We start from the raw sequence: 25,699 nt of genomic DNA, 5'->3' as shown, positions 1-25,699 counted from the left end.
GGGACCTCGATTAAGCCGCCTGGTCGCCGGTAATCAGGCGTCGGCGAAGGAAAGAAGATGTCTGGTCAATGATGAAAATGGAGAGAATCAAAAGCACAAACAACGCTGCGGTTTCATCACCGGACCCTTTTCCCCACCCAATGGTGCGCCGCAGTTCCGTGCCGATGCCCCCGGCCCCGACAAACCCGAGAATGGCCGATGCCCGGACATTGATTTCAAACCGGAGCATGAAATAGCTCAGATAATTGGGCAGCACCTGGGACAGTGCCCCATACCGCATGCGCTGCAGCCAGCTGGCCCCGCAGGAGGCCAGTCCCTCGATGGGGGCCTGATCCATGTTCTCATTGACCTCGGAAAACAGCTTGCCCAGGGCCCCGGCCGTGTGAAACGCCACTGCGATCATGGCCGGTACCGGGCTGGAGCCCAGAACGAAAATGAGAAACAGGGCGATGATCAGTTCAGGAAACGCCCGCATGCTGTCCATGATCCGCCGGACCAACAAAATGATGACGGCGGGCTTGACGTCCAGGTTGCTGGATCCCAGAAATGCCAGTACCACGGCCAGTGCACCGCCGATCAGGGATGCGGCGCCTGCGATGTTCAACGTTTCCACCAGGGCCGGCAGAAACCGGATCAACAGAGCAAAAAAACCGAATCCCGCCTGCCAGGCTTCTTTGACAATTTCACCCGGATAATCGAAAAACTGGGTCAATCCTCTGAAAAAACTGCCGGAATTCATGTCATTGGCCAGTTTGTATCCGCTGACGAGGATGGCCAGCATCATGACAATACACACAGCGGAATAGAGCTGCCGGCGTTTTTCCATGGCAAGAATTTCTTCGTTGATGGCCGAAACGGTCATGGCGTATCCTTTTTCATCATGTGGACGGCAGAAATTTTCAAAACCGGCGGCCGCTGTTTTTTCCAGCGGCCGCCGGGAACGGCCGTTCAAATGAAGGGCTTTCTCCGGCTATTGGGATTTGGCTTTTCTGGCGGCGATGATGCTCAGGTAGTCGGAATGATCGATGGGAGCAATGGCCTTGATTTCGCCGGCCATGAATCCATACGCACATTCCGGGTCCATGGAGGGCATGCTGGCCAGCATGCCGGTGATCTTCAGTTTCACGGATTCCGGCAGGTCTTTGCGCAGAACGATGGGGCCTTCCGGGATCAGTTTGGACCGCCAGATCTCCCGGATCTGGGTCATGTCCACAATACCGGCATCCGCCGCTTTTCTCAAAGCGCCGCTGTTATAGCCGTCCACCCAGTCCCCCAGGCCGCAGGCCCAGGTGACACCGCCGTCAATATCCCCGTTGAATACCGCCACAATGGTCTGTTCGTGGCCGCCGGTGAACTTGACATCCTTGAAATACTCACCCGGCTTCATGGAATACCCGGCCTGGGGAATTTCGATGGAGGGAATCAGGTATCCGGAAGTGGAGTTGGGATCACCGAAACCAAACACCTTGCCTTTCATGTCTTCCAGGTTTTCAATTCCGGAATCCACCCGGGCGAAACCGATGGCGTAATAACCAAATGAGCCGTCCTTGTTGATCTTGGTGAGCACGGGTTCCACGGCATCCGGGTTTGTCATGTACACTTTGGCATAACCGGAAGCTCCCAGCCAGGCCATGTCCAGGTTGCCTCCCAGAAGACCTTCGATCACCCCGTTATAATCGGCCGGTGCATAAATTTTGGTGGGTACACCCAGCGTTGCTTCGGCCTTGGCCCGGATGCACTCATTGGACCGCAGCCGGTCCGATGCGTTTTCACCCCCCAGGATACCGATGCGGAATTCAGTGATGGTTTCTTCAGCCATGGGGGCGTTGGTGAACGCCATCATGACAGCCATGGCGACGAACATTGATGTGATCCATTTTTTCATTACGCGTCTCCTTAAATGATTTGGTCGTTTTATTCTGAGTTTTCTGTAACTCTGTCTGACATTGCCGATCATCAAACCATTTGCATGTTTATTCCCTGTTAGACTGAAGTTATGTTTTGATTTAAAAAAATGAAAACCGGTCCTTACCAAAAATCAATGCAATTCACATACAATATTATTGAATTCCTGATAAGGTCCAGCGCGATCCGACAGGGACAGGGGGAATTTCAACAAAACCCCGGCAAGTCATCCGGCCGGAGTCAAAAACAAGCGTAACAAGCGTCAAAAAAAGGAGCGCAAATACCATGTCAGAGTCCGGACAGTTTCAGCAGCAGATTCAACAGACATTCCAGCAGCGCCTGGACGAACATCAGTCACAGTTTCCGGAAAAAGAATGCCTTCGAATAGACCTGCACTGCCATGACTGTAACTCCGATGTCACAGACGAGCTTCTGGGCAGAATCCTGCGGTTTCCGGAAACCTGGCTGAAGACGGACGAGCTGGTTACCTGTCTGAATGAACACCGGTGCGATCTGGTCACCATTACCAACCACAACAATGCCCGGTCCTGCTGGGAGTTGATGGAAACCGGCAGGGATGTGCTTTCAGGGGCAGAATTCACCTGCTTTTTCAAGAGGTTCAATACCCGCCTGCATGTGCTGGCTTATGGGTTCACCCCGGCCCAGGAGGAGATCCTCAACGGGTTGAGAAATGATCTGCCGGCCTTTCTCACCTATGCGGCGGATCATGATATCCCCACAATACTGCCCCACCCCCTGTATGTGGGGGCCGGTGCCAAGGGTCCGGATCCGGTCATGTACGAGCACCTGGCTCTGATGTTCGACCGGTTCGAGGTGCTCAACGGCCAGCGGGATGTGTGGCAGAACCTGTTGACCTGGGAATGGCTGGACAGCCTGACCGAAGAGCGGATCGATCACTGGCAGAAAAAACACGGTATCCGGTCGGAAAATTTCTGCAGATTTGTCTATGACAAGCGGGTCACGGGAGGATCGGATGATCACATGGGTTTGTTTGCCGGTACCTGCGGCACGGGCCTGTATGTGCCGGATCTGGAGAAGAAACGAAAGCAAACGCCCCTGTCTCTGCTGGCACTGGAAGCAATCCAAAGCGGCACCATGCATCCCTATGGTGAGGTGTTTATCCATGAAAAGCTCAATGTCGCGTTCATGGATTACCTGTCCCAGATCGCTTTGAACATGAAAGAGCCCGGACTGCTCAGAATGTTTCTCCATAAAGGAAGCCTTCGGGACAAGCTGGTCTGTCTGGGGTTCAGCAATGCCATGCAGGAGCTTCGGCGGCACCGGTTCACCCTGTTTTTTTTCAGATCGTTTCACGAGGCCCTGCACGGCAGACGGCCCGGCCTGATCAGCCGGTTCAAGGTGACCCCGGATTTCCGGCCCCTGATCCGGGCCATCGATGAGATCGCCCGGGCCAGATCCCGGGACCGGAAGCGTTATATGGAACTGCTGAAAACCGGGTCTTCCCGGATGTTTTCCTGCCTGAACCAGATCATTGCAAAACGGGTCGCTTCCCGGGCCGGTCACTGGGAGCATCTGGACAGGGTTCGGAACAAAAACCTGGCGGACCTGATTCAACAGCTCGAACTCCCGTCCCATGTCAGGGCGTTGTTTGAAGAAGATCCGGAACCGACACTGGATCATGGCTCCCGGATCAATCTATCCGATTTTTTTGATGCCCTGACCTTTCCCGTGCTGGCCTGGGGGGTCATTGCCGGGGCCTCTTTGCTCTCCACCCGGGTGCTGATGGGCCAGCGGGAGTTTGTCAACGGCTTTGCCCGGTCCCTGGGACGTCATGTCCATCCCCGGCGTGTCCTCTGGCTCACCGATACCCTGTGTGACGACAACGGCGTGTCCACATCCCTGTCCAGAAAGCTGTCTTTTATCCAGGAACGGGATCTGCCCATCGATTTTCTGGTCTGCCATGACCGGATTCAGGAAGCTCCCCATTTAAAGGTGGTGCCGCCCGTGGGAAGTTTTACCGTTCCCGGTTACCCGGATCATGTGTTTCAGGTCCCGGATCTCCTGGCTGTCCAGGCCCTGTTCATCCAGGGGGGATATGACCGGATCATCTGCTCCACGGAACTGCTGATGGGGCTGGCGGCCCTGTTTCTCAAACAGTCCATGGCCGTGCCCGTCTATTTTTTCATGCACACGGACTGGCTGACATTTTTCCGGCATACCATGGAACTGCCGCCCCCGGTGATGGACCGGATCCGCCGGATGCTCAGAGCGTTTTACCACCAGTTTGACGGCATTTTTGTATTGAACCGGGATCACCGGAACTGGCTCACGGGGCCGGCCATTGCCTATGACGGCTCCCGGGTTTACAACACGGCCCACTGGGTGGATGAGAGGTTCCGCCCTCTGCCCGGGGACCGGCGGGCCGTGTTCGGGGAACAAATTTCAGAAAGCGATATCGTTTTGGTGTATGCCGGGCGGCTCAGCGAAGAAAAAGGGGTGTTTGATCTGCCCGAAATTATGGCAGCCCTGGATCGGTCCGGAGTGACGGTCCGGCTGGTGATCGCCGGCACGGGTCCGGCCGAAAACCGGTTGAAAGCCCTGCTGCCTGGAGCGCTGTTCCTGGGCTGGGTGGACCGGTTTCGTATGCCGGCCTTGTATTCCCGGACGGATCTGCTGGTGCTGCCTTCCCGGTTCGATACCTTCGGGAATGTCATCCTGGAGGCCATGAGTTGCGGGGCTGCGGTGGCGGCCTATGCGGAAAAAGGACCTCTTGAAATCATTCAGACCCGGGAAAACGGGATTCTGGCCGAAGATCCGGCAGGGCTCGCCGAAGGCATCGCCCGGTTCGTCAGGGATGAAACGTTTCGGCACACCTTGAAAAAGAACAGTTTGAGGCGGGCCAGGTCGTTTTCCCGGGAAACCATTTTCAATGCGTTTTTGAATAATCTGGGACTGGGAGATACCGTGCATACAGATGGAACGGATTCCCTGTCGGAAAGGGTGTTAAAAAAAGAAACCCTGAAGGCTGCCATCGGATATTGAACCCGCATCAAAGGCCGGCGGTATTCATTAAAACCGGCGGCTGTCATGTTTTTTTTCAATGTTCTCCAGGGCTTTGATGGACAGGGTGGCCCAGGGCTGCACTTCCAGACGTCTGATATCAATGGGGTCTCCGGTGAGTTCGCAATATCCGAATTCACCGTTTTCGATTCTTTCCAATGCTTTTTCGATCTGTGCGATGAGGTCGTCACAGCGTCGAGAATAAAGGATTTCATTTTCGATACTGCTCATGTGGATACTTTGATCCAACAGATCCGCATGTTTTATTTTCAGGCTCCGGATCTTTGTTTTGATCTCGGATCGTTTGCGGACCAGTTCCACCTGTTTTGTCAGCAATTGTTCCTTGAACCGGCAAAGTGTCTCATTGTCGAGAAACGGGGGGATAGACGGACTGAAATTTTTGGAAGACGGCAGTAAGGTTTTCATGGCAGACTCCTGAAAATTAATTGATGATACCCGGTATGATGCTCTGGTGGCGTTATGCCGGTATTATGCCCATATTAAAAATGGATTAAATATGTGTTTTCTCCACATGAAAAACGATGCGGGAGCCGGTCACCATGCTTTTTCCGGTGTGAAAAAACGAGGCGGCCCAGATCCCCTGGACAAAAAGAATCATCCAGGGGGTCCACAGGGAGGATACGGCCTCGTGGAGGCGGGGCTGGGGGAGACTGTTGTCCACGGGCAGCCCCAGGGCCAGGGCACCGGCAAATCCCAGGGTGACCAGGGCCATGATCTGGTAGGCCGTGATGCGCCGGCCGCCTCTGAAATCCGCCCGGAGAAATTCGGAAACAAACCGCCATATCTGGGTGACGGCCAGGGTGATCAGAAAGGCCGTGCGATAAAATCCATTCAAAAACAGGAGGGTGCCGGCCAGCCCGGTCCCGGTGTACAGGGCAGCCGTGATAATCTGCACGGGCACCACCTTTTGCCCGTCATATCCGGAAGCATAGGTGATTTTTTTCAAGGGGCCGGTGAATATCAGGTAAAACCGGGAAAACAGAGTTTGAATGACCGGAGGACACTGGTCCAGGGGTTTGCCGTAGCAGCATCCGAAACTGATGCAGGCCAGGCGGCCCAGCCCTTCACCGAAGGCATAGGCAATGGATACCGCAGACAGGAGAATCAGGGGATGCAGCAAAGTTGCCATGACCGGTTCAAAGACCCGGTTGATGAGCAGCACCAGGGCAGGGGAAACCAGGATGCCCGCAAACACAGCCCCGCCCACAGTAAGCGTGCCTTTTTTCTTTTCCACCACCCGGGCGATGATCCGGGACGCCGGCAGGCAGACCGCCAGAACACCTGTAATGAAAACACACAGGCCGAACAGAGATATCCGGGCCGAGGTGGCCAGTATCAAAAACAGCACCACGGCAACGGTATAGGCATTGGCACACAACACCCCATAATAGGTGAGATTGAGTCCCTGCCAATCCTGTCCGGTTTTGTGCCGGGGCACCACCGCCATGATCTGCCATTTTTCCCGGGGCAGATGTCGAAACCCCCACCATAAAGCCCCGGCTGTCAACACGCCCAAGCCAGTGATAAAAAATAATTCAGTCATCAGACCGCCTTTCCAATGGTTTCCCTGACGTTTACATCCGTTTCCACCAGCGGTACGCCGAACCGGCTTGAAAACCGGGATTTCACATCAAACCGCCGGGTGTTTGCCAGCAGATCCGGGCAGAACCGGACCCGGTTTTTTTCAAACAGCAGCACCACGGTGGAGCTGCCGGGTCGGAACAGGCTTTTGGGCTGCCCTTTTTGAATGAACATGCCCGGCTGCAACGGCCGGACCGGTTCATACCGGACCGGGCTGTAGCATTCAACGATCCGGCCGATCATCAGCGCCACAATCTCCACCATGGCCACGTGTCCCACCCCTGTGCCGTCCGGCACATCCGTGTCAATGACCGTCACCACCCGCCGGTTCTTGGAAAACGGGGTGATGGTTTGCACCACGGCCCCGGGGTTGCAGGAATGGAAACAGCCGTTGATTTCGTAGACATCCTTTACCCTGCCGGACACGGGGGCATGGGTGTAGTGATACTTGTCCGGGGTCAGGCGGAAAACGGCATACTCCCCGTCCCGGAACGTGCGGTGCCACGGCCGGTCCATACCGGTCAGTTCCTCATACTGAAACAGTTTATCCTTGATGCACAGGCGCCGGTTGTCTGTAAAGGAACCGGGCAGGATTCGGGCATCGGCCGCTGATACCACTGCCCCGGGGTCATCGGTCATGGGACGGCAGTCCCAGTACCGGAGTTTCCGTTCAAAAAACCGCCGGAAGGTATCGAGTTGATTCACCGGCCCGAAAATTTCCCTGGAAGGGATTCCCCTCTGGCTCAAAAATCGGCCGGGATCTGGAATACGGGTGTTCAAAGGCAGGTCAAAGCACAGAAATCCCAGAAGGGCCGACATTCTGGCGGAGATCAGCAGATTGAACATGGCCGGGGCATTTTCCCGGACCGTGGCGTACAGGAAGGCAATGGTCTGATCCGCCACAAGGGTTTCCGTGTGAACCCGGCCCGTGTGCCGGTCAATATACTGGTGTGTTCCCGGGTTCATTCCCCCCTCCTGGCTGATGGTTGGCGGGGTGCGGCATGACCGGCCTCCATGTTGACATACAGCATGATCAGAAACAGCAGTTTTTTTATCTGTTCTGCGGGGAGATCATGGGCCATCAACGGATGTTTCACCTGCTTGAGAAACCGGTCCAGGTCTGTATCCGGGAGAATGGTATGGATGATATCCCTGAAAACCGGTTCCCTGAACCCGGCCCACAGATTCATGCCGGAAAATTCGCTGATCAGGATTTTGAACCCTTCGGCCATATGCTGTTTTCGCAGCGTTTCCTGGTAATATTGTTCGGCATCCCGGTTGAACACATCTCCGGGACAGGTCATAGGATCCTGTTTTTTCCGGGAGTCCAGAATGCCTTTGACCAGCCGGCCGCACGCGGAACGAGTGTCCGGGGAATGGATCCGGCCCTGCAGGTCAGCCAGGACCCCATGCAGCCGAAGGTCTTCGATCAGGGCGCTGCCGTCTTTTTTCAGCGTGCTGACAAGGGCCAGTTTGTAATCTTTGACTTTGATCCGCGTATATCCCGGATACCGCCGGCTTTTCCGGGTATGGGAAATCCCGGACACGATGGTTTTCAGAAACCGGTTTCGGGTATCGGTCTTCACATAACAGAAGGGCAGGTTCAGGGCCGCACAGAAAAACAGCTGGCGCCGTTCGCTTTCCACGTCCGGGGTGTCAGGAATCATGGCATGGGTCACGTCCCCGTTGAGAACGTATTGATAGGCCAGTGCCGTGATCAGGGTCTGCATGTCTGCGGCGTTGCCCATGTCTGTCAGAACATGCTCAAAAATGCTGTAATACCGGTGTTCGAACCCGGTGTATCCCATGCGGGAAAATTCCCTGAGACGGATCAACTGGTACAGGGGCATGCGGGTGTCGAATACACCCATCTGGGTCAGATCATGGCCCAGCCGGGCACTGTTGCCGGGACTGCCGTCCAGGCCGGGGCTCTGGTCCGTACTCAACAGCGAAACCAGGTAGTCCACCAGCCGGAAGTCCGGGACAAAATCCCCTTTGAGACCAAAGACCCTGCGGATGAGCCGGTCCAGCCAGACCGGGCCGAAAGGGGTGACGGGACGGCCCAGAATCCGATTGGCCGCCTTTTGTTTCCATCGCCGCCACAGCATGCGCAGATGGGTATAGTCCAGTTCGTGGGGAAGAAACCCCAGGATCTTTTCCGGGTGAAAGTCTTCAAAATTGAGACGGCAGGGAGAAGCGCTGTAAGTGCCGGGAAACAGGCAAAGAAAATGCTCCGCGATCTTGATGACCAGATCCCCCAGAAGTTTTTCATGCCGTGCAGTGAACCCGGACCCCGGATCGGACAGAAGCCTTGCCAGTTTTTCGGAACCGATGCTGATATGGGTCCCGTTGTTGGCCAGGCTGATGTTGGAGCTGTTGGGAAGGATCACCAGGTTGGACTGGATGATGCCGGCTTCCCTGAGCTTGGCGATCCCGTTGATCTGACTTCGGGACAGCACCTCGTGGCACAGCGTCATATAGGTGTGTTTTTCTTCACCCCGGTTCCAGCCCGACAGGCAGGGGCTCATGAACAAAAAGCGGTAAAACGCATCAGACAGGCATTCATTGAGCCGGTGCTGCATGACCGGCGGGGAAGCCGAAAAAAACACCCGCACCTCCTGTCCGGCGTCTTTGAGTCCCAGTTTTTGTTCCGCATACTGGACCAGCAGCTGGGTGAACAGAAACCGGATCAGGGTTTCAGTGGCCAGGGGCCGGCCGATCCCCCGGGACCCGGCCCCGGACCGCACCGGATGAAAGGAAAATATTTCAGGAGAGGTGTTGTCATTGAGAAAATGGGCCATCATCTGATCACCGGTCTGTTTGATGCGCGGATGGATCAGGGGGGCCGACCCGATCACATCGGCCAGGGCCAGTTTGAGCAGGTAGGAGACCGGGATGCGGATCATGGGTTCACCGGCCCGGATGAACCGGAACTGTCCGGCATCGGAACGCAGATCCCCCCCGGGAGATGCTTTGTCCGCCAGAAGATCCGATGCAAATACCTCCCTGGCGTATGAATTGAGACATTTTTCCGGAAACCGGACCCAGGAATTTTCCCAGACATGGTTTTTCCGCTCCAGATACCGTTCCAGGGCCGTGATCGTTTTCCGGGACGTGTCCCCGGCCGCGGCCCTGCGCACCATGTTCTTGAAAAAATTGGCGGATTCGATGGTGATAGGCAGATCCACATCCGCACGTTTTCCCAGAACCACGGCCTGGAACTCATTTTCCGCACCTGCCGTGACATCCCGGAAAGAAAACGGCAGGGATTGAACAAAATTTTCCTTAGACCCGGGCCTGATTTCCAGGGCATGGTGCAGAAATGCCAGGTCGACCCGGGTCCCGGCATCGGGTGCCGGCATGGGCTGGGTCGGTTTGGTTGCCTGTGCGTTGGACATGGCGGAATCTATCCTGTTTTAAGATTCGATGGTCAATTTTCAGGAAATGATTGTCCGCCCCACGTGTTGGGAATCAATTATCTGGATGATAGGATTGTGTTCAACTCAGTATTTTTCGATAAACGCTTCCACATCGTACAGGTCCCTGAATCTCTGTTCCAGTTTTTCCCGGGGCCAGTCCCAGAACCGGATCTCCAGGAGCCGGTCAATGATTCGGTCGGAAAACCGTTTTTTGACGGGTTTTGCCGGGGAACCGGCCGCAATCTCATAGGGCCCCACGGGCCGGTTCCGGGTGACCACGGATCCGGCCGCCACCACGGCGCCAGTGGCGATTTTTGCGCCGGGCATCACATAGACCCCGTGGCCCAGCCACACATCATGGCCGATGGTCACGGCATCCTGTCGGCGCCATTCAAAGAACGCCGCATCATCCTGGTCGGCAAACCCGTATTGCCGGCACCGATACGTGCAGTGGCTCTGGGTCACCCGCTGGTAGGGGTGATTCCCCGGATTGATCACACAATGGGAGGCGATGGAGGAGAATCTGCCGATATCACACCAGATGGCCCGGACGCAGGAGGACAGATAGGAATAATCCCCCAGGGTGATTTCATTGCAGAAACACCCGGCCTCAATTTCCGTGTATTCTCCGAACCGAGAGTGAATGACAGTGGAAGATTCATGGATCAGCGGGCGGGAAAACAGTTTTTTTTGCTTCAGTTCATTGTTGGCGGCCAGATGGGTGATGTCGTGCATGGCACCGGTCCTTTCGGCTGAAAAATGATGGGGTCACAGTTCCGAAAAATTATCCGGCATTTGTGTTGGGATGGGGTTAACGGAATGCTAAGATTGCGTTTACATTTTCGCGGAACACCCCGCTGATGATGGGCGGCCGGCAGACGGCAAAGCAGGTGATAAAGGATTTCAGGGCTACCGAACAGGCATAAGTTCGATTGTCCGTGTCATTGATCCGGGCGGAGAACGCCGGTGTATCCGGCAACTTGACGTTTCATGCATTGATGCTATCATGAATTCATGAAAATTCTGATGGCAGGAGGGGATTATGGATATCATTAAAACAGTCGGCAGCAGCGGTCAGATTTCCATTGGTAAAAAATTCCCCGGCAGACACGGATTTTCATGATCTGGAGAACCGGATCAAATGACTTCGGGCAGTCGGGTATCGCGACCAGTCATGGCTTCGTATATTGTCACTTCACCCGGATCACGATTCTGCGTATCAATAGTGCACCCGGCGGGTCATCGACCGGCATAAACCCATAAACAACCGTCGATATAATGCATCCGGCCCGGCGGCAAGGTTCTTTTTCTGAATCTGAGTGTCCATAGATACGCGACAGTTCCCGGACCTGCTGAACTGACAGGGACAATACCTCAGAGTGATTTCGTGCATGACTGCAATCATTTCAGAGGTATCATTGACAGTTGCCGGTGCCATGGCAGGATCCGTGAAAATTATTTTAATGCCTTTATTTTCCGGACATCGGCGGTTTTGCCGAGTATGATTAAAATATCACTATCCTTTATTACAAAGCTGGCAGGCGGTACCAAAATGAAGTTTTCCGGGACTAATTCTTTTATGGCAATGACATGAACATTATATTTAGCTCTCAAGTTCAGATCCATTAAACTTTTCCCGATGAATTCCCTTGGCGGGCCGACCTGAATGAGATCAAATTCCTCCGCCAAGGGAATAAAGTCAAGGATATTTGGCCGGGACAATCCCTTGGATACACGTAGCGCCATATCACGTTCCGGATGAATGATCTCTGTGGCGCCAACCCGTTTTAAAATTTTGGCGTGATCGTCATCTAACGCTTTTGCCAATATTTTCTTTGCACCGATTTCCTGAAGATACAGACAGATTAAAATGCTGATACTGATTTTTGTGCCGGTGGAAACAATAACTGCATCCATGTTCTCAAGACCAAGTGACTTCAGCGCCTCCTTATCGGTTGCATCCAGGATCATTGCTTCTGTGGAAAAAGGGTCTATTGCCTGGACTCTGACCCTGTTGACGTCAATGGCAAGCACTTCGTTACCGTCCTCAAATAATGCCTTGGCGGCGTGAAAACCGAAATTGCCAAGGCCGATAACTGCAAACTGTTTCATAAAATGATCTCCACAATTCTATCCAATCATAAGGTTTTCTTCTGAATATTCCACACCATTCAGTGTTCCGGTTCCCACGATGATATAGGCAAATGCGAGCACACCGACGCGGCCGATGATCATCATCAAAATTATCCAGCATTTGCCCCATGTGGTCAAATCCGGTGTCACTCCCATGGAAAGACCAACCGTGCCAAAGGCCGAGACCGTTTCGAACAAGTAGGCGAGAAAAGATCCATGGGCATGTGTCACCACATGCCCGCTCGCTGAATCTCCTACAAGAAGCATAAACAGCACCAGGCCGATAATCCCGAAAGAAACCAGAATAAGGGAGACGCTGCGTGTCACGGTTTCATTGGGGACGCTCTTCTTGAACATGTTAACCCGGTATTTTCTTTTGATTCTGCTCGCAGTGAATGCCGCCAGAAGAGCCAGGGTTGTCGTTTTGACCCCGCCTCCGCAGGAACCGGGGGAAGCACCGACAAACATGAGAAAAATCATCATGGCGATGGTGGCATCTTTCAAAGAAGCGATATCAACCGTGTTAAACCCGGCTGTACGGCATGTGATGGACTGGAAAATGGCTGTCAGAAGTCGGTGCCCAAATGTCTGTATCTCTCCTGCGGCTGATCTCTCGAGCAGTGCGAACATCAATGCGCCTGAAACAATCAATACCAGGGTCGTCAACAGCACCGCCTTTGTCTGTATTGAAAGGCGGGCTCTCTGATTCTTTCTTTTTTTTTGCCACATCTGAATATCGTAAAGGACAGGAAATCCGATGCCGCCAATAACGATCAAGGAGCACATGGTCACATTCAGCAGTATATTATCGCTGTAACGCATCATACTATCCGGAAACAAGGCAAATCCTGCGTTGCAGAACGCCGAAACAGAGTGAAACACCGCCTTGTAAACGGCCTCGAAAACAGGATAATCATGACTCCAGTGGATTGTCAGAAACACGGCTCCCAGAAGTTCGGCCCCGAAAGTGAACAGCATTATGCTTTTGATGAGACTGAATATATCTTCACGCGGGGTATGGGCGAACAGGTCCTGGATGACCATTCTGTGCCGGAAGGAAATTTTCCTGCCGATCCACCGGAACAGTGCGACAGAGATTGTCATTACCCCAAGCCCCCCGATTTGAATAAGAACCAGGATGACGCACTGCCCAAAAAGCGTGAAATAACTGCCTGTATCAACTACTATAAGCCCCGTGACGCATACGGCTGAAGTCGCTGTGAAAAAGGAATCCACCCAGGAAATATCGGCATTGATTGTGGAAATCGGCAACTTGAGGGTTATGGAACCGGCTATGATTGCCGACAGAAAGCTCGCCAGCACGATAAGGGCTGGATGGATTTTGAGTATTCTTGCCCGAAACGTCATGCACAAGACCTCGGGTTCAAGTAATGCTCACAATGGCGATGTCCCTGGGTTTCACACATTTCAAGACGTCTGTTTTCCCCCAATACCATCCGGTTCAGGTAGGCCCCGCAAACCGTCATCTCGTGCCGGGAATCAATCTTGCTGTAATGCAAATAAGGACACAGGTTTTTCAGCTGGAAATTCACCTGATCTTTGGGGCCAGGTTCAAATGTCGTGATATCGATCAAAACTTCTGAAGATTCATCTTTTGCAAGAAACTTGACATATTCAACACCCGCATCCCTGAGTCGCTCCATGATCATTCTGTGCTTTGAACACAATAGTGCGATTGTCTCAATGCCTCTGGTATATGGATTTTGTTTCAATATGCTGCACAGTTCTATCAGCGCATTCCGTTCAGAAAGGGTAATATCTCCAAAACGAACCACGATTGCATGGGGGGGGGCGATGATGGCCTGATTCAAACATTGCACAGGGCTGTTGACAATTGACCCGTCAAATTCCTGAATCTCTGCATGCATCTTACGGGATATATCACATATCAAAAATTTCATTTTTCCAGTCCTTTTCTCACCTGATGTTCCTGGGTGCCTGTCATTTCAACCCCTTTTGGCTATCAGACCAATATTTTTGCCGATTTTGAGAAAGCTGATGATGACGACTATGAACTCGAGTCTGCCAAGAAACATGGCAAAAATTTCCGCCCATAGCGCCCCGTCAGGCATTTGCGCAGACGTCACCCCCACAGAAAGTCCAACGGTTCCCAGTGCGGAAGCAAATTCGAAAAGAGAATCACTCAGGTTGTAGCCGTAAGAACACAGAATCATGACGCCCAATCCATAGGCAGCCATATAAAGGAAAACAAACACCGCTACCTGCCGAAATTTGACGTCATCCAAAAAAACACGCCTGTTTCCTTCCCATATAGGAAATTGTGTGACAGCGGCTCTTGGGATAAGGTGGTGTTTGATTTCATAGAACAACAATCTAAACAGAAGATAGATCCGGAACTGCTTGATCCCGCCGGCCGTGGAGCATGTGCCGCCGCCAATTAACATCAGGCTGATCAAAAGGATCACGCCAAAAGAGTTCCAGTTGCCATAGCTGACTGTTGAGAAACCCGTGGTTGTCAACGCTGTAACCGTTTCGAATACTGCGACCCGCATCGCTTTACCGACGTGAGGGTAGAGGTTCTGGCACGTAAAAATAAATACAATTGCGGCGGATAATGGCACCAGGACCGACTGCAGGCGGACTTCCCCATTTTTGAACACAAAGCGCAGTTTACCGCGCCAAAGGAGCCAGGCGGTTACAAAGCTCAAGTTGCCCAGCAGCATCAGCGGCAAGGTGACAGCTTCGACAGAGATTGAGTTCCAATACCCGATACTCTCGGGTTTGGTTGAAAATCCACCTGTGGAAACAACGCAGAAAGCATGGTTCACGGCATCGAAAGGTGACATCCCCGCTGCCCAATAGGCAAGAGAACCTACCATGGCATAAGCGGAATAAATGATTAAAACCAGACGAGCCGACTGCCTGACGTGCGGCACAAGCTGATCGCTTCGGCCCTCGGCGCTGGAAATACCAACGCCTGTAGGGCCAACGATGGCTGACATCATAATGATGGCCAACCCTGCCCCACCTGCCAGTTGGATGATGCTGCGCCAGATTAAGATCATTGGACCTACAGCGGTGACATCCACAACCGACAATCCCGTAGTTGTCCAACCGCTTACGGACTCGAAAATCGCCCTGGAAAATCCAAGCCCCAGAATAGAGGTAAAAGGCCAGGCAGAGAAAAAAATGACCGTAAGCCAGCTTACAAGGACGATAATGCCGCCCTCTTGCACCGACAAGGTTGTATTCGAATCTGACTTGAACACTCGCCACAAAATTCCTCCCAGAAGGGCGAGGCATCCAGCGGGAAGGCCAAACGAACAAACATTTGCCGACTCTTCCGGGTTCGGTATCAGAATAAGAAGCGGGGTCAGCATAACCACGCTGGACAAGAGAAGAATCACGCCTATTGAAGAAAGTATGGCGGCATAACGTCTTTTCAGATATTCTTTTTCCCGCAAAACTTATGGCTCCTCTCTACTACCTTCGTTCCCCGGTCAGCGCCTTTAGAACAGGGCCATGATTTTCCGGCAGGGTAATCAGCACCACACGGTCGCCTGCCTGCAGATCGTTCCCTCCTCGGGGGACCATGGGCTGATTGTCACGGATGACGACCGCGATCAGAGCGTTTTCAGAAAGATCAATATCCTTGAGCAGCTTGCCGGCCACAGGAGAGTCAGCTCCCAAAATAATTTCGGTCACATTTACCCTGCCTTCTCCCACCGGCAGCAAATTGAGAATCTGTTCTAAAGATACGCGCTGCTCAATCAGGCTGCCAACGATTTGTGTTGTCGAGAAGGCACAAACGCCGAGTTTTTCAAATATCTCGGTATTGTCGGGGTCGTTTGCAAGTGCTATGGCCTTTGGCACGCCGAATGTAAGAGAAGCCAACTGGCAAACAACCAGATTATCCTGATCATTGGGGGTGATCGCCAATATAGCGTCAGCTCCCATTGCTCCGGCTTGTTTGAGAATTCCCGTGTCACTTCCGTCTCCGCACACGACCATGGCGGAGAGCTGACGGCTCAACTGAACACATTCATCTTTATCCCGGTTGATAATGACAACTTGATACCCCTTGGCTGTGAAATTGCGGCAAAGAAAGAACAGGGTTTTTCCGCTGCCTACGATAATTACCTTCATGATGCAGCTCCGTTTTTACGCTTTCCACCGTTGGCGACAGCCTGTAAGAACATGTCGGCAGCCACTGAGGTCGGGCAGACAGTGTCAATCCCCAATTGGGCGTAGACCTCCTCCCGCCTGGGGTCAAAAACCCGGGCCAGCACATGCGGGACTTGGAAGATCTTTTTGGCGACCTGCGCCACCATCAAGTTGACGTTGTCTTCATGTGTCGTGGCAATCAGGAGATCGGCGTTTTTCAGTTTGGCTTGTTTGAGCACCGCCATGTGAGTGGCATCGCCATTGATTCTAAATCCGCTGAAATCCGGCGACAAATCGTTCAATGTCGTTTCAACCCGATCAATTACCACAACCGAATTTCCATCCCGGCTGAGGCAGCTCGCCAGATGAGATCCGAGCCGTCCGCAGCCAACGACCACTATATATCGGCTACTTTTCATCAGACTCTTCACTTGCGCCCTCTTCGCCTGGTTCTTGTTTTTCCCTGTCCGGACCCAGATCAATCTGGCCGAATTTGTTCCAGGACGTGGTCCTTTCAAGATTCGCCCAGGCCGCTTTGAATGTGGGGTCTATATCCAATGCCGCTCGATAGAACTTCTGGGCTTCCAGCCAGTCACCTTTTATTTCAAGGAGTGCCCCGAGGAGGTTGTAGCTTTCCGGATGAGCAGGGTCGGCGGCTATGGCTTTTCTGGCAGTTTCACGTGCGGTGGCAAAGTCACGATCCGAAATGTGGCGTTTTGTGAGCTCAATGAGGGATAGGTAATCAACCGCGCTTTCCGCGTCTAATGCTTCACGCTCCAAAACCCGGCTCGCCAGATCGCGGATCTCGACCGGGCTGAAGGGTTTTTGAATAAAATCGACCGCGCCCAGTTTCATTGCTTCCACAGCAGATTCAATAGTTCCATGGGCGGTAATGATGACCACCCGGATTTTCGACCAATCTTCCTTGATTCGACGCAAAACCTCCATCCCATCAATGCCTGGCATTTTTAAGTCCAGAAACACGACCCCGAATTGCCCGTCCTGCAACTTCTGAAGCGCCTCCTCGCCGTTAACGGCCGTCTGAACTGGAACCGCGAGTGGCTCCAGTGATTGAGACATGGTTAACCTGATGTTTTTTTCATCATCAACGATCAGTATGGGTGTTTTTTCCATTCGGTCCTCCTAAGCGTTTACCGGCAGAGTAAAGGTGAAGGTGCTGCCTTTTCCTTGAGAAGATTCCACCCAGATCGCTCCGCCATGAGCCCGTACTATTTCTTTGCAGATGGCGAGGCCGAGGCCGCTGCCTCCGGCTTCCTGGCCTTTTACCTGCACAAATTTCTGAAATATTTTCGATTGATACTCTTGAGGGATTCCCGGACCGTTGTCATGAACGGACAGGTGAACGTTCGGGCCGATTCTATGCGCCATAAGCTGAATGTGACCACCGTTTCCCACATATCTAAGCGCGTTGGAAACCAGATTCGTCAGAACCCATGTGATTTTATTCACGTCCGCCCGAACTCTCGGCAGTTTCTTGGGAATCTCGGCGGTCAGTTCAACTTGTTTCATATCAAGCTGACTTTTGAAAACCGTTTGAACCTGATCAAAAAGGGTTATGACGTGAACGCTGTCATATTCCATCTCGATCCGGCCGGCCTCAATCTTGGAAAGATCCAGCAAATCATTGACAAGGGCCTTCATGCGATGAACCTCCTCATGGGCCGCTTTGAGGAGTTCTTGATCTTTTTCCGGGAGTGCATTTGAGGCGTGCTCCAGCAGTAAATCAACACTCATCCCCAGGCTGGTCAGAGGCGTCCGCAGCTCATGGGACGCGGCCATAACAAACTCGCTTTTTAGTTGCTCGACCTCCTTCAATCGGGTGACATCCCGGAGCAGAAGCACGATACCTGAAAGATTTCGATCCCTGCCGCGAATAGCGGTAACCGAAAAGAGGTAGTGCCTGGCGCGTTTGCCCGTGGACAGGACAACAATTCGTTGCTCGTCCGGGATATCAGGGTGAATTCCGCTCTCAACGGTTTCACGGATCAGGTCACAGACGGTTGAATCGGGTATGATATCGGAGCACCGCAATGAGACTGTTTCCGCCAGCGTAACCCCAAGTATTTCACGTGCGGCAGGATTGATGCCGGTTACCTTGAGATTGGTATCAAACACCACCAGCCCGTCTTCAATGCTTGAAAGGATGGCGTCTCCCTTGTTTTTTTCGGATATGATCTGCTCGATATTCATTTCGTGATACCGGAGCAGCTTTGTCGCCATTTCATTGAACTCTTGAGCCAAACGCCCCAGCTCGTCACCGGTTTCAACTGGTACCTGGACAGCGTAATCACCCGCCGATATTTTTCTCGAAGCCTCCATGAAGCGTCGGATTGGCCGTACAAGCCTTTCCGCGAGAAAAAGACTGAAGATCAGGGCCACAATCAACGCGGAGAGGGCCACAATCGAGGTGGACCAAATTGCCCGCTTGGCGACAATTCCGGCTTTCACGCTGGCATCGTACATGGTTTCCTCATTGAGCCGACGCAAAGCGATACAGACTTCCCTCACCTTTGTGAAGAGGGGATAGACGGATTCGTGATATGAAGCGGAGGAGGGGAACAGTGTATCGTTATCCTTGAAATCGGTCCATTTGGAAAAGTATTGCCGATAAACCGAGTAATCCGCCTCGATAGCCTTAATCAGATCTGCCTCACCTTTAATCGTTATGTTATCTTTGGCCCGGGTAAACCACTCTAAAAACACCACTTCGTTCTCTCGGAATTGAGCGGTTCCTTTCTCAATTTCCCCCAAATAGATCAAAAGAATCCCGCTATCTTGACGTTCCAGCGCGTCCACCATGTTTTCGGCGGCAAGGATGCTTCTGTAGTTTTCGCTCAGGATTGCCTCTGACGCTTTGCCAAGCGAGACAAGATTGGTGACCGACCACGCGACCACAAGCCCCATGAGGACAAAGGCCACGCCGTAACCGATCAAAATTTTCTTTTTCAATGTCATATCAATCATCCTTTTCAATACAGCAAAGCATTCACAGTACACATAGCAACAAGCGTGCCATCATAAAATATGCTGATTATCAGTGTGTTAAGAGAGATTTTGAGAGGTGTAGCGTTGAAATATGAAAGAAAGGAGGGATTGGAGCCTTGCATTTTGCAAGGTATCAAGATGCAAGGGACAGGGGCGGGGTTATGTTTCCGGGCAGATCGTTGGCACCAATCTCCTCTGCACCTCCAAGAATCACGGCTCGTTCTATGGTATTGTGCAATTCCCTCACATTGCCGGGCCAGGTATGGATCGAATTGGTCTATATTTACTGGTCCATCAATTTTTCCCCGTCTTCAATATTTTCCATTTTGATTGCCCAATCCTGTATCATTTCTCGTACAATTCGGGGTTCCTTTGCGGCGAGTATGTTCTTACGCAACAGGTCATCCGCCGCCATCCTACTGATTATTCCAAGCGTTTCTATATGTTTTTCCGGTGGATCAATCGGAGACAACAAAAGTACAATTATTTTCGCCTTTCGTCCGGAGTCAAGGTCTTGTACGCCCTTTGTTCCAACGCCGATTGCAATAAGTGGTTGCGATATACCATCGACCCTGGCATGAGGGATAGCGACATCCTCACCGACAAGAGTCCCTCCTTGCTGCTCACGTTCAAGCAAAGAGTTCAACGCATGACTTTTTTGCTCCTTTCCTATGTGACGAAATGAATCAAGCAGATATTGTATCGCCTCTTCCATTCCAAGGGGGTCCTTCCAGACCAAAGCGGTCATCCGCGAAAGCACAGCCTTGTTTTCCCGGGCAAAATCTTTGTGATGTTGAGATGCTTCCTCTGGGTTCGCCTTATCCGGTTCCCTTTTTTCAACAGCCGGGCGTTCTTCCCGTATTGCCTTGGTATCCAGAACAACAACGGTAAGACCTTTTCCCTCAATGACCAGGCGCTCAACTATACTTGACCCACCCCGCAGCCGTTTCCAGAAAGGCATCTTTCTGCCTGGGCTGCCGATAACGATGTGCCCGACCCGGTACTCTTTGGCGAACTGGAGGATGGTTTTGACGACATCGTCCCCCTTGTAGGTGAAGACAGTCGCCCCTAACTGTTGCGCAAGTGTAAGCGTATTGGAAAGCATTCGCTGGGTTGCCGCGTCGATGACTGTGGGGCGTTCCTGGGACGTCTGGACATACACTGCATACCAATTACGGTTCAATCTACCGGCCAGCCGTGACGCATAACGCAGTAGAGCCTCGCTATTTGGTCCCCTGGAACTTAAGGCCACCATGACCTGATCGGGGCTGGACGGAATGTCCTGATCCAAGGGATCGCGTCTTCGCGAATCAATCTGGGCGGCCAATTCACGAAGCGTCAACTCGCGAAGCTGCTCCAAATTGGGCGGCCTGAAAAAATGGTCTAAGGCGGTCTCAATCCGTTCCTTTGTGTAGACTTTCCCTTCCTTCAGGCGCCGCCGCAGATCCTCAATGGTAATATCGACATTGACAATTTGATCTGCTTCCGCGACCACACGGTCTGGAATCCGCTCGCGCACCTTCACGTTCGTGGCACGCTCGACCGTTTCATACAGGCTTTCCAAATGTTGAATGTTCAGGGTGGAGATAACATGAATGCCTGCCGCAAGCAGCTCTTCAACATCCTGATAGCGTTTTGCATTCTTGCTTCCCGGCACATTGGTGTGGGCAAGCTCATCCACAAGAACAACACTCGGATGACGCTCAAGTATGGCGTCAAGGTCCATTTCCTCGATCACAATGCCACGATAGCTGATCTTGCGGCGTGGAATCACAGGAAGCCCCGCGAGCAATGCCTCGGTTTCCGCTCTCCCGTGTGTTTCAACAACTCCCACGGCCAAATCGACTCCATCCTGCATGATCCTGTGCCCCTCGAGGAGCATCTGGTATGTCTTGCCCACACCCGCAGCATAGCCCAGGTAAATCTTCAACCTGCCCCGTTGCGAGCGTCGGATCAGACGCAGAAAGTTATCGGCACGGTTTCCGTTCATCTCATTTTTCCAGCTTGTCCAATGCGATATTCACGAGCAGGACATTCACAAGGGGTTCGTTGGTGAGAAATCCGCCCTTCTTTTCGGCATGTCTTTCCAGAACGGATTGAACCGAACTGACGGGTATCCCTCTTGCCTCAGCGACTCTTGCCATCTGGTATTGGGCCGCCTTAAGCGTGATGTGCGGGTCCATTCCGCTGCCAGATGCGGTCACCAGGTCGGCTGGCAGAGGATTTCCTTCCTCGACCCTCATTCTGCCCAGAATCTTGACTGCTCTTTCACGAAGTGCGGGGTTGGTCGGGGACCAGTTGCTACCGCCCGTAGCCGAGGCGTCATAGTCTGGGGCTGAAGGTCTGGGCCAGATGTATTCGGGACGAGTGAATGCCTGCGCAATCGACTCGCTGCCGATAATTTCTCCTTGTTCGTTGCTGAGCAAGGAGCCATTGGCCGTATACGGCACCATGATCTGGCCTATCCCCAGAATCAACAGAGTGTAGACTCCGCAGCAAATCACCATGGTCGTCAAAACCATTCGGGCCGCTATCAAAATTTGCCGCGTCGTGCTAATGGCTTCATTATTTGTGTTCATTGTCAACCTCCTACAGTAATCCGGTGATGCTCAGGAGCATATCGATAAGCTTGATTCCGATAAAAGGCGTGATGATTCCGCCAAGACCATAGACGAACACGTTGCGCCGCAAGATGCTGTCCGCCCCCATAGGACGATATTTAACCCCCTTGAGAGCGATGGGGATCAGCAGGGGAATGATGATGGCATTGAAGATCAGCGCCGAGAGGATGGCGCTTTGCGGCGTCGCAAGGCCCATGATATTCAAGGCCGCAAGCTGAGGGATAGCGAGCACGAACATAGCCGGGATAATGGCAAAGTACTTGGCAACATCATTAGCGATGGAAAAGGTGGTGAGCGACCCACGGGTCATGAGCAGTTGTTTTCCGATCTCGATAACCTCGATCAGCTTGGTCGGATCGCTATCCAGATCCACCATGTTTCCGGCTTCCTTGGCTGCCTGTGTGCCGGAGTTCATGGCGATCCCGATATCCGCCTGCGCCAGCGCGGGCGCGTCGTTCGTGCCGTCACCCATCATGGCGATCAACCTTCCCGCCCGTTGTTCCTTGCGAATATATTCGAGTTTGTCTTCCGGTTTGGCTTCCGCAATATAGTCATCGACACCAGCCTGTTCGGCGATGGCGGCTGCCGTCAGGGGATTGTCTCCCGTCACCATGACCACACGCAGCCCCATGGCCCGCAGACGTTCAAATCGATCACGAATGCCGGGTTTAAGAACATCCGATAACGCGACAACGCCGAGCATTTTATTGCCTTCGGCCACGACAATAGGCGTGCTTCCCTGACGGGCGACATCGTCCACAAGTCCTTTGATTTCCTCTGGAATAATTGTGTTCTGCTCCCGGATGTAGGCACAAACGGCATCGGACGCCCCTTTTCGGAAACTTCGGCCGTCTGGAAAATCGAGACCGCTCAATCGTGTTTGGGCGGTAAACGGGATGAGCTTGGCCTGCGGTGCCTCCTCCGGCGCACCAGGTCCAAGAATCTCCTCTCCAAGACGGACAATGGACTTGCCCTCGGGCGTCTGATCTCCAAATGACGCACACATGGCCGCTTCGGCTAATTGCTCCTTCGTCACCCCAGGCAATGGATGATACTCGGTAGCCTGACGATCACCCATGGTGATGGTGCCGGTCTTATCCAGCAGCAAGGTGTCGATGTCGCCCGCCAGTTCCACCGCTTTGCCGCTCTTTGCCAGCACGTTGGCCGAAAGGGCGCGGTCCATGCCCGCAAGTCCGATAGCGGCCAGAAGAGCCCCGATGGTAGTTGGGATCAGACAGACCAAGAGAGCGATTAACGTGGGGATGGGAAGATCCACGTCGAAATAGCGGCCAATCGGCCAAAGCGCCCCAGTCACCATGAGAAAGGCGAGGGTAAGCCCTGCCAGGGTTACGGTCAGGGCAAGCTCATTGGGCGTCTTTTGCCGTACGGCCCCCTCGACCAGAGCAATCATACGGTCGAGAAACGACTCACCAGCGCCCGCTGTAATACGGATTTTGATTTGATCGGAAAGGACGCGCGTACCTCCCGTGACGCCCGAACGATCACCACCAGCCTCCCGAACGACGGGCGCGGACTCTCCTGTAATCGCGGATTCATCCACGGATGCCGCACCCTCGATCACCTCGCCATCACTTGGAATGATTTCACCTGCGACCACCAACACGACATCCCCTTCACGGAGTTCGTCAGAGCTGACTTGCTCGTCGGTGCCGTTCACCAGCCGACGGGCCAGAGTCTTGCTGCGGGTTTGCTTCAGGGTATTCGCCTGCGCCTTGCCCCGTGCCTCGGCCAGGGCCTCGGCGAAATTGGCAAAGAGCACGGTCAGCCAGAGAATGACGGTCACGGCAAGGGTGTAAAATGTCCCGGAACTCCCCTGAACCACGTCTTTGATCAGAACAATCGTGGTGAGGATGGCCCCGACTTCGGTAATGAACATGACAGGATTCCGGGCCATAATCCAAGGCTTCAACATGGCGATGGCCTGTTTCCCGGCGGTTCTGACCAGGCTCTTCTCGAAAAGCGAAGCTTTGCGTGCTTTACGCCTTTCAAACTTTAACGCTACGCTTTCGTTGGTATGGTTATTCATGAAATAATCCTCTTCATTTTAGATACTTGATCAAAGTCCAGCCGCTAAATGCTCTGCTATCGGGCCAAGAACGGCAACCGGCAGGAACAGGAGCGCCCCGATGAAAACCACGCTACCCAGAATCACCATGCCGAACAGAAGTGTATCTGTGCGCAAGGTGCCCGTGGTTTCAGGCGCTGGTTTCTTAGCTGCCAACGACCCGGCGATAGCCAAGGGCAGGATGATGGGGATAAAACGGGCAAGGAGCATGACCGTGCCCGTGGCCACATTCCAGGGCACGGTGTTGTCTCCCAGACCCTCGAAGCCTGAACCGTTGTTGGCTGCTGCGGAACTGAACTCGTAGAGGATTTCTGAAAATCCGTGGAAGCCGGGGTTGTTCAATGTCGAAGCACCCCAGGTGGTGGCGGCGAAAACCGCTGTTCCTCCCAGAATAAATAATGGATGAATGAGAATCGCCAGCAGGGCGAACTTCATCTCCCGGGTTTCCACCTTGCGACCGAAATACTCCGGCGTTCGCCCCACCATCATGCCGCTGATGAAGACGCCGATAATAATGTACAGAAACATGTTGATCATACCGACGCCGACACCACCGAAGGTGACGTTGAACCACATGCCGATCATCGGCATGAGCCCGGTGAGGGGGTTGAGGCTGTCATGCATGGCGTCCACCGACCCATTGCTCGTCGCCGTTGTCAGGACGCTCCACGTCGGACCGGCCGAGGTTCCGAACCGCAGTTCCTTACCTTCTAGATTTCCGGCGGTTTCTACTGGTAGCCCGGCAAGAGCAGCGGTGGGCGCACTTTCGAAATAATTGGCCAGGCCAACCTTGACCGTCAGCAATGCGGCCATGACGGCGAAGACCACAAGCGCATGCCGCATGCGCCCGGTAATGCGGCCAAACATCCAGACGCAGGCCATCGGGATCAGTATGATGGAGATGCTTTCGATGATATTGGTGAAAAAGGTGGCATTTTCAAAAGGGTGGGTGGAATTGGGTCCGAAGAACCCGCCGCCGTTGGTGCCCAGCTGCTTGATTGCCACGAACGCCGCCGCCGGTCCCCGTGCGATGGTTTGCGTTATCCCTTCGAGGGTTGTCGCTACGGCTGCTCCCTGCAGCGTCATGACGACCCCACCCAGGGTCAGAACCGTCGCGGCGATGGCCGCTATCGGCAGCAGCACAAGGAAAGTAGCCCGCGTCAGATCCGAGTAGAAATTTCCGAAATTCGACTTCCCCGCAAGCCCCCGCGCAAGAGCGACAAGGGCTGCTATCCCCGTGGCGGCGGAGACGAACTGCAGCCACATCAGGCCAAAAATCTGAGAGAAGTAGCTGAGCGACACCTCGCCCGAGTAGTGCTGAAGGTTCGTGTTCGATGTGAACGAGGCAGTGGTGTTGAAAATCAGGCTGGGTTCCAGCATGCCCTTGCCATCCGGGTTCAGCGGGAGCCACTGCTGAAGCGAAAGGCTTGTGTATACGACGACAAACATGATTGCGTTGAACAGAAGCATGGAAAAAACATACCGCTTCCAATCCTGTTGCCGGGCCACAAGGGGGCCGCCTGCTTTTAGTATCAAGCGTTCGAGAAGCCCCCGTGAGGACGACATTGTTTCGCCGGGGTCCATGGCCCAGGTCATGACTTTTGCCAGTGGCCACGACAGAAGCGCGGTCCCGGCGAGGATGAGAAATATGTAGAGTATGGTCATTCTTTGCCTCCGAACATTAGAATTTTTCCGGGTTTATGATGGCGAAGACAAGATATGCCATGCACAACACCAAA

Annotated in this window: 22 protein-coding genes; 1 reads left to right on the top strand and 21 read right to left on the bottom strand. The window is 53.3% G+C overall.

The window, feature by feature from the left end:
- Window positions 1-10 precede the first annotated feature (10 nt).
- Both phnE and phnD read right to left on the bottom strand, forming a co-directional pair.
- On the bottom strand, window positions 11-952 hold the full coding sequence (gene phnE, locus K365_RS0123085) for a phosphonate ABC transporter, permease protein PhnE (RefSeq protein WP_245569250.1): 942 nt from the start codon (window positions 950-952) through the stop codon (window positions 11-13).
- 18 nt (window positions 953-970) lie between these two features.
- Window positions 971-1,885, bottom strand: coding sequence for a phosphonate ABC transporter substrate-binding protein (gene phnD, locus K365_RS0123080; RefSeq protein ID WP_006964417.1), 915 nt, complete (start codon window positions 1,883-1,885; stop codon window positions 971-973).
- Window positions 1,886-2,190: 305 nt separating this feature from the next.
- Between phnD and K365_RS0123075 the strand changes: the two genes are divergently transcribed.
- The gene (locus K365_RS0123075) at window positions 2,191-4,929 is read left to right on the top strand and encodes a glycosyltransferase (protein WP_024336511.1); all 2,739 of its coding nucleotides are present in this window, start codon (window positions 2,191-2,193) and stop codon (window positions 4,927-4,929) included.
- A gap of 27 nt (window positions 4,930-4,956) precedes the next feature.
- Here the strand turns inward: K365_RS0123075 and K365_RS26120 are convergent, their stop codons facing one another.
- From K365_RS26120 to K365_RS29530, 19 genes are all read right to left on the bottom strand, one after another.
- Window positions 4,957-5,373 carry a TraR/DksA family transcriptional regulator gene (locus K365_RS26120; RefSeq protein WP_024336510.1) on the bottom strand — a complete coding sequence of 139 codons (417 nt, stop codon included), beginning with the start codon at window positions 5,371-5,373 and terminating at the stop codon, window positions 4,957-4,959.
- An 85-nt stretch (window positions 5,374-5,458) separates the two neighbouring features.
- Window positions 5,459-6,511 (bottom strand): prolipoprotein diacylglyceryl transferase family protein, encoded by a 1,053-nt coding sequence (locus K365_RS0123065; protein WP_024336509.1) that lies wholly within the window; start codon window positions 6,509-6,511, stop codon window positions 5,459-5,461.
- The gene (locus K365_RS0123060) at window positions 6,511-7,515 is read right to left on the bottom strand and encodes a phosphatidylserine decarboxylase (RefSeq protein WP_024336508.1); all 1,005 of its coding nucleotides are present in this window, start codon (window positions 7,513-7,515) and stop codon (window positions 6,511-6,513) included. Before K365_RS0123060 ends, K365_RS0123065 begins: the two co-directional genes overlap by 1 nt.
- Window positions 7,512-9,947 carry a hypothetical protein gene (locus tag K365_RS0123055; RefSeq protein ID WP_024336507.1) on the bottom strand — a complete coding sequence of 812 codons (2,436 nt, stop codon included), beginning with the start codon at window positions 9,945-9,947 and terminating at the stop codon, window positions 7,512-7,514. Before K365_RS0123055 ends, K365_RS0123060 begins: the two co-directional genes overlap by 4 nt.
- A 105-nt stretch (window positions 9,948-10,052) precedes the next feature.
- Window positions 10,053-10,703: an LbetaH domain-containing protein gene (locus tag K365_RS0123050; RefSeq protein ID WP_024336506.1), complete on the bottom strand. Its 651-nt coding sequence runs from the start codon at window positions 10,701-10,703 to the stop codon at window positions 10,053-10,055.
- A 720-nt stretch (window positions 10,704-11,423) separates the two neighbouring features.
- Complete coding sequence (locus K365_RS0123030) at window positions 11,424-12,080, bottom strand: potassium channel family protein (protein ID WP_024336504.1); 657 nt, start codon at window positions 12,078-12,080, stop codon at window positions 11,424-11,426.
- A gap of 18 nt (window positions 12,081-12,098) precedes the next feature.
- A complete protein-coding gene (locus tag K365_RS0123025) occupies window positions 12,099-13,469 on the bottom strand; it encodes a TrkH family potassium uptake protein (protein WP_024336503.1) in 1,371 nt (456 codons plus the stop codon).
- On the bottom strand, window positions 13,466-14,023 hold the full coding sequence (locus K365_RS0123020) for a hypothetical protein (protein ID WP_024336502.1): 558 nt from the start codon (window positions 14,021-14,023) through the stop codon (window positions 13,466-13,468). Before K365_RS0123020 ends, K365_RS0123025 begins: the two co-directional genes overlap by 4 nt.
- 45 nt (window positions 14,024-14,068) lie before the next feature.
- Window positions 14,069-15,547 carry a TrkH family potassium uptake protein gene (locus tag K365_RS0123015; protein ID WP_024336501.1) on the bottom strand — a complete coding sequence of 493 codons (1,479 nt, stop codon included), beginning with the start codon at window positions 15,545-15,547 and terminating at the stop codon, window positions 14,069-14,071.
- A gap of 19 nt (window positions 15,548-15,566) precedes the next feature.
- Window positions 15,567-16,229 carry a potassium channel family protein gene (locus K365_RS0123010; protein ID WP_024336500.1) on the bottom strand — a complete coding sequence of 221 codons (663 nt, stop codon included), beginning with the start codon at window positions 16,227-16,229 and terminating at the stop codon, window positions 15,567-15,569.
- The gene (locus tag K365_RS0123005) at window positions 16,226-16,666 is read right to left on the bottom strand and encodes a potassium channel family protein (RefSeq protein ID WP_024336499.1); all 441 of its coding nucleotides are present in this window, start codon (window positions 16,664-16,666) and stop codon (window positions 16,226-16,228) included. The genes K365_RS0123010 and K365_RS0123005 overlap by 4 nt, the downstream gene beginning before the upstream one ends.
- On the bottom strand, window positions 16,656-17,381 hold the full coding sequence (locus K365_RS28130; protein ID WP_024336498.1) for a sigma-54-dependent transcriptional regulator: 726 nt from the start codon (window positions 17,379-17,381) through the stop codon (window positions 16,656-16,658). The genes K365_RS0123005 and K365_RS28130 overlap by 11 nt, the downstream gene beginning before the upstream one ends.
- A gap of 9 nt (window positions 17,382-17,390) precedes the next feature.
- Complete coding sequence (locus K365_RS0122995) at window positions 17,391-19,223, bottom strand: sensor histidine kinase (protein ID WP_024336497.1); 1,833 nt, start codon at window positions 19,221-19,223, stop codon at window positions 17,391-17,393.
- Window positions 19,224-19,386: 163 nt separating this feature from the next.
- Entirely contained in the window at window positions 19,387-19,521 is a 135-nt protein-coding gene (locus tag K365_RS29655) for an AAA-type ATPase lid domain-containing protein (RefSeq protein WP_492207312.1), read from the bottom strand.
- A 15-nt stretch (window positions 19,522-19,536) separates the two neighbouring features.
- Window positions 19,537-21,243, bottom strand: a complete 1,707-nt coding sequence (locus K365_RS0122990) for a PTS sugar transporter subunit IIA (RefSeq protein WP_024336496.1) — start codon at window positions 21,241-21,243, stop codon at window positions 19,537-19,539.
- Window position 21,244: 1 nt separating this feature from the next.
- Window positions 21,245-21,832: a K(+)-transporting ATPase subunit C gene (kdpC, locus tag K365_RS0122985; protein ID WP_024336495.1), complete on the bottom strand. Its 588-nt coding sequence runs from the start codon at window positions 21,830-21,832 to the stop codon at window positions 21,245-21,247.
- Between the two features lie 10 nt (window positions 21,833-21,842).
- Window positions 21,843-23,921 (bottom strand): potassium-transporting ATPase subunit KdpB, encoded by a 2,079-nt coding sequence (gene kdpB / locus K365_RS0122980; protein ID WP_024336494.1) that lies wholly within the window; start codon window positions 23,919-23,921, stop codon window positions 21,843-21,845.
- A gap of 30 nt (window positions 23,922-23,951) precedes the next feature.
- Window positions 23,952-25,625, bottom strand: a complete 1,674-nt coding sequence (kdpA, locus tag K365_RS0122975) for a potassium-transporting ATPase subunit KdpA (RefSeq protein ID WP_024336493.1) — start codon at window positions 25,623-25,625, stop codon at window positions 23,952-23,954.
- A 16-nt stretch (window positions 25,626-25,641) separates the two neighbouring features.
- On the bottom strand, window positions 25,642-25,686 hold the full coding sequence (locus K365_RS29530; RefSeq protein WP_353740185.1) for a potassium-transporting ATPase subunit F: 45 nt from the start codon (window positions 25,684-25,686) through the stop codon (window positions 25,642-25,644).
- Between the last annotated feature and the right edge of the window lie 13 nt (window positions 25,687-25,699).

The organism is Desulfotignum balticum DSM 7044 (assembly GCF_000421285.1).
GTDB classification, from domain to species: domain Bacteria; phylum Desulfobacterota; class Desulfobacteria; order Desulfobacterales; family Desulfobacteraceae; genus Desulfotignum; species Desulfotignum balticum.
This window is presented reverse-complemented; position numbering and strand designations above follow the sequence as displayed.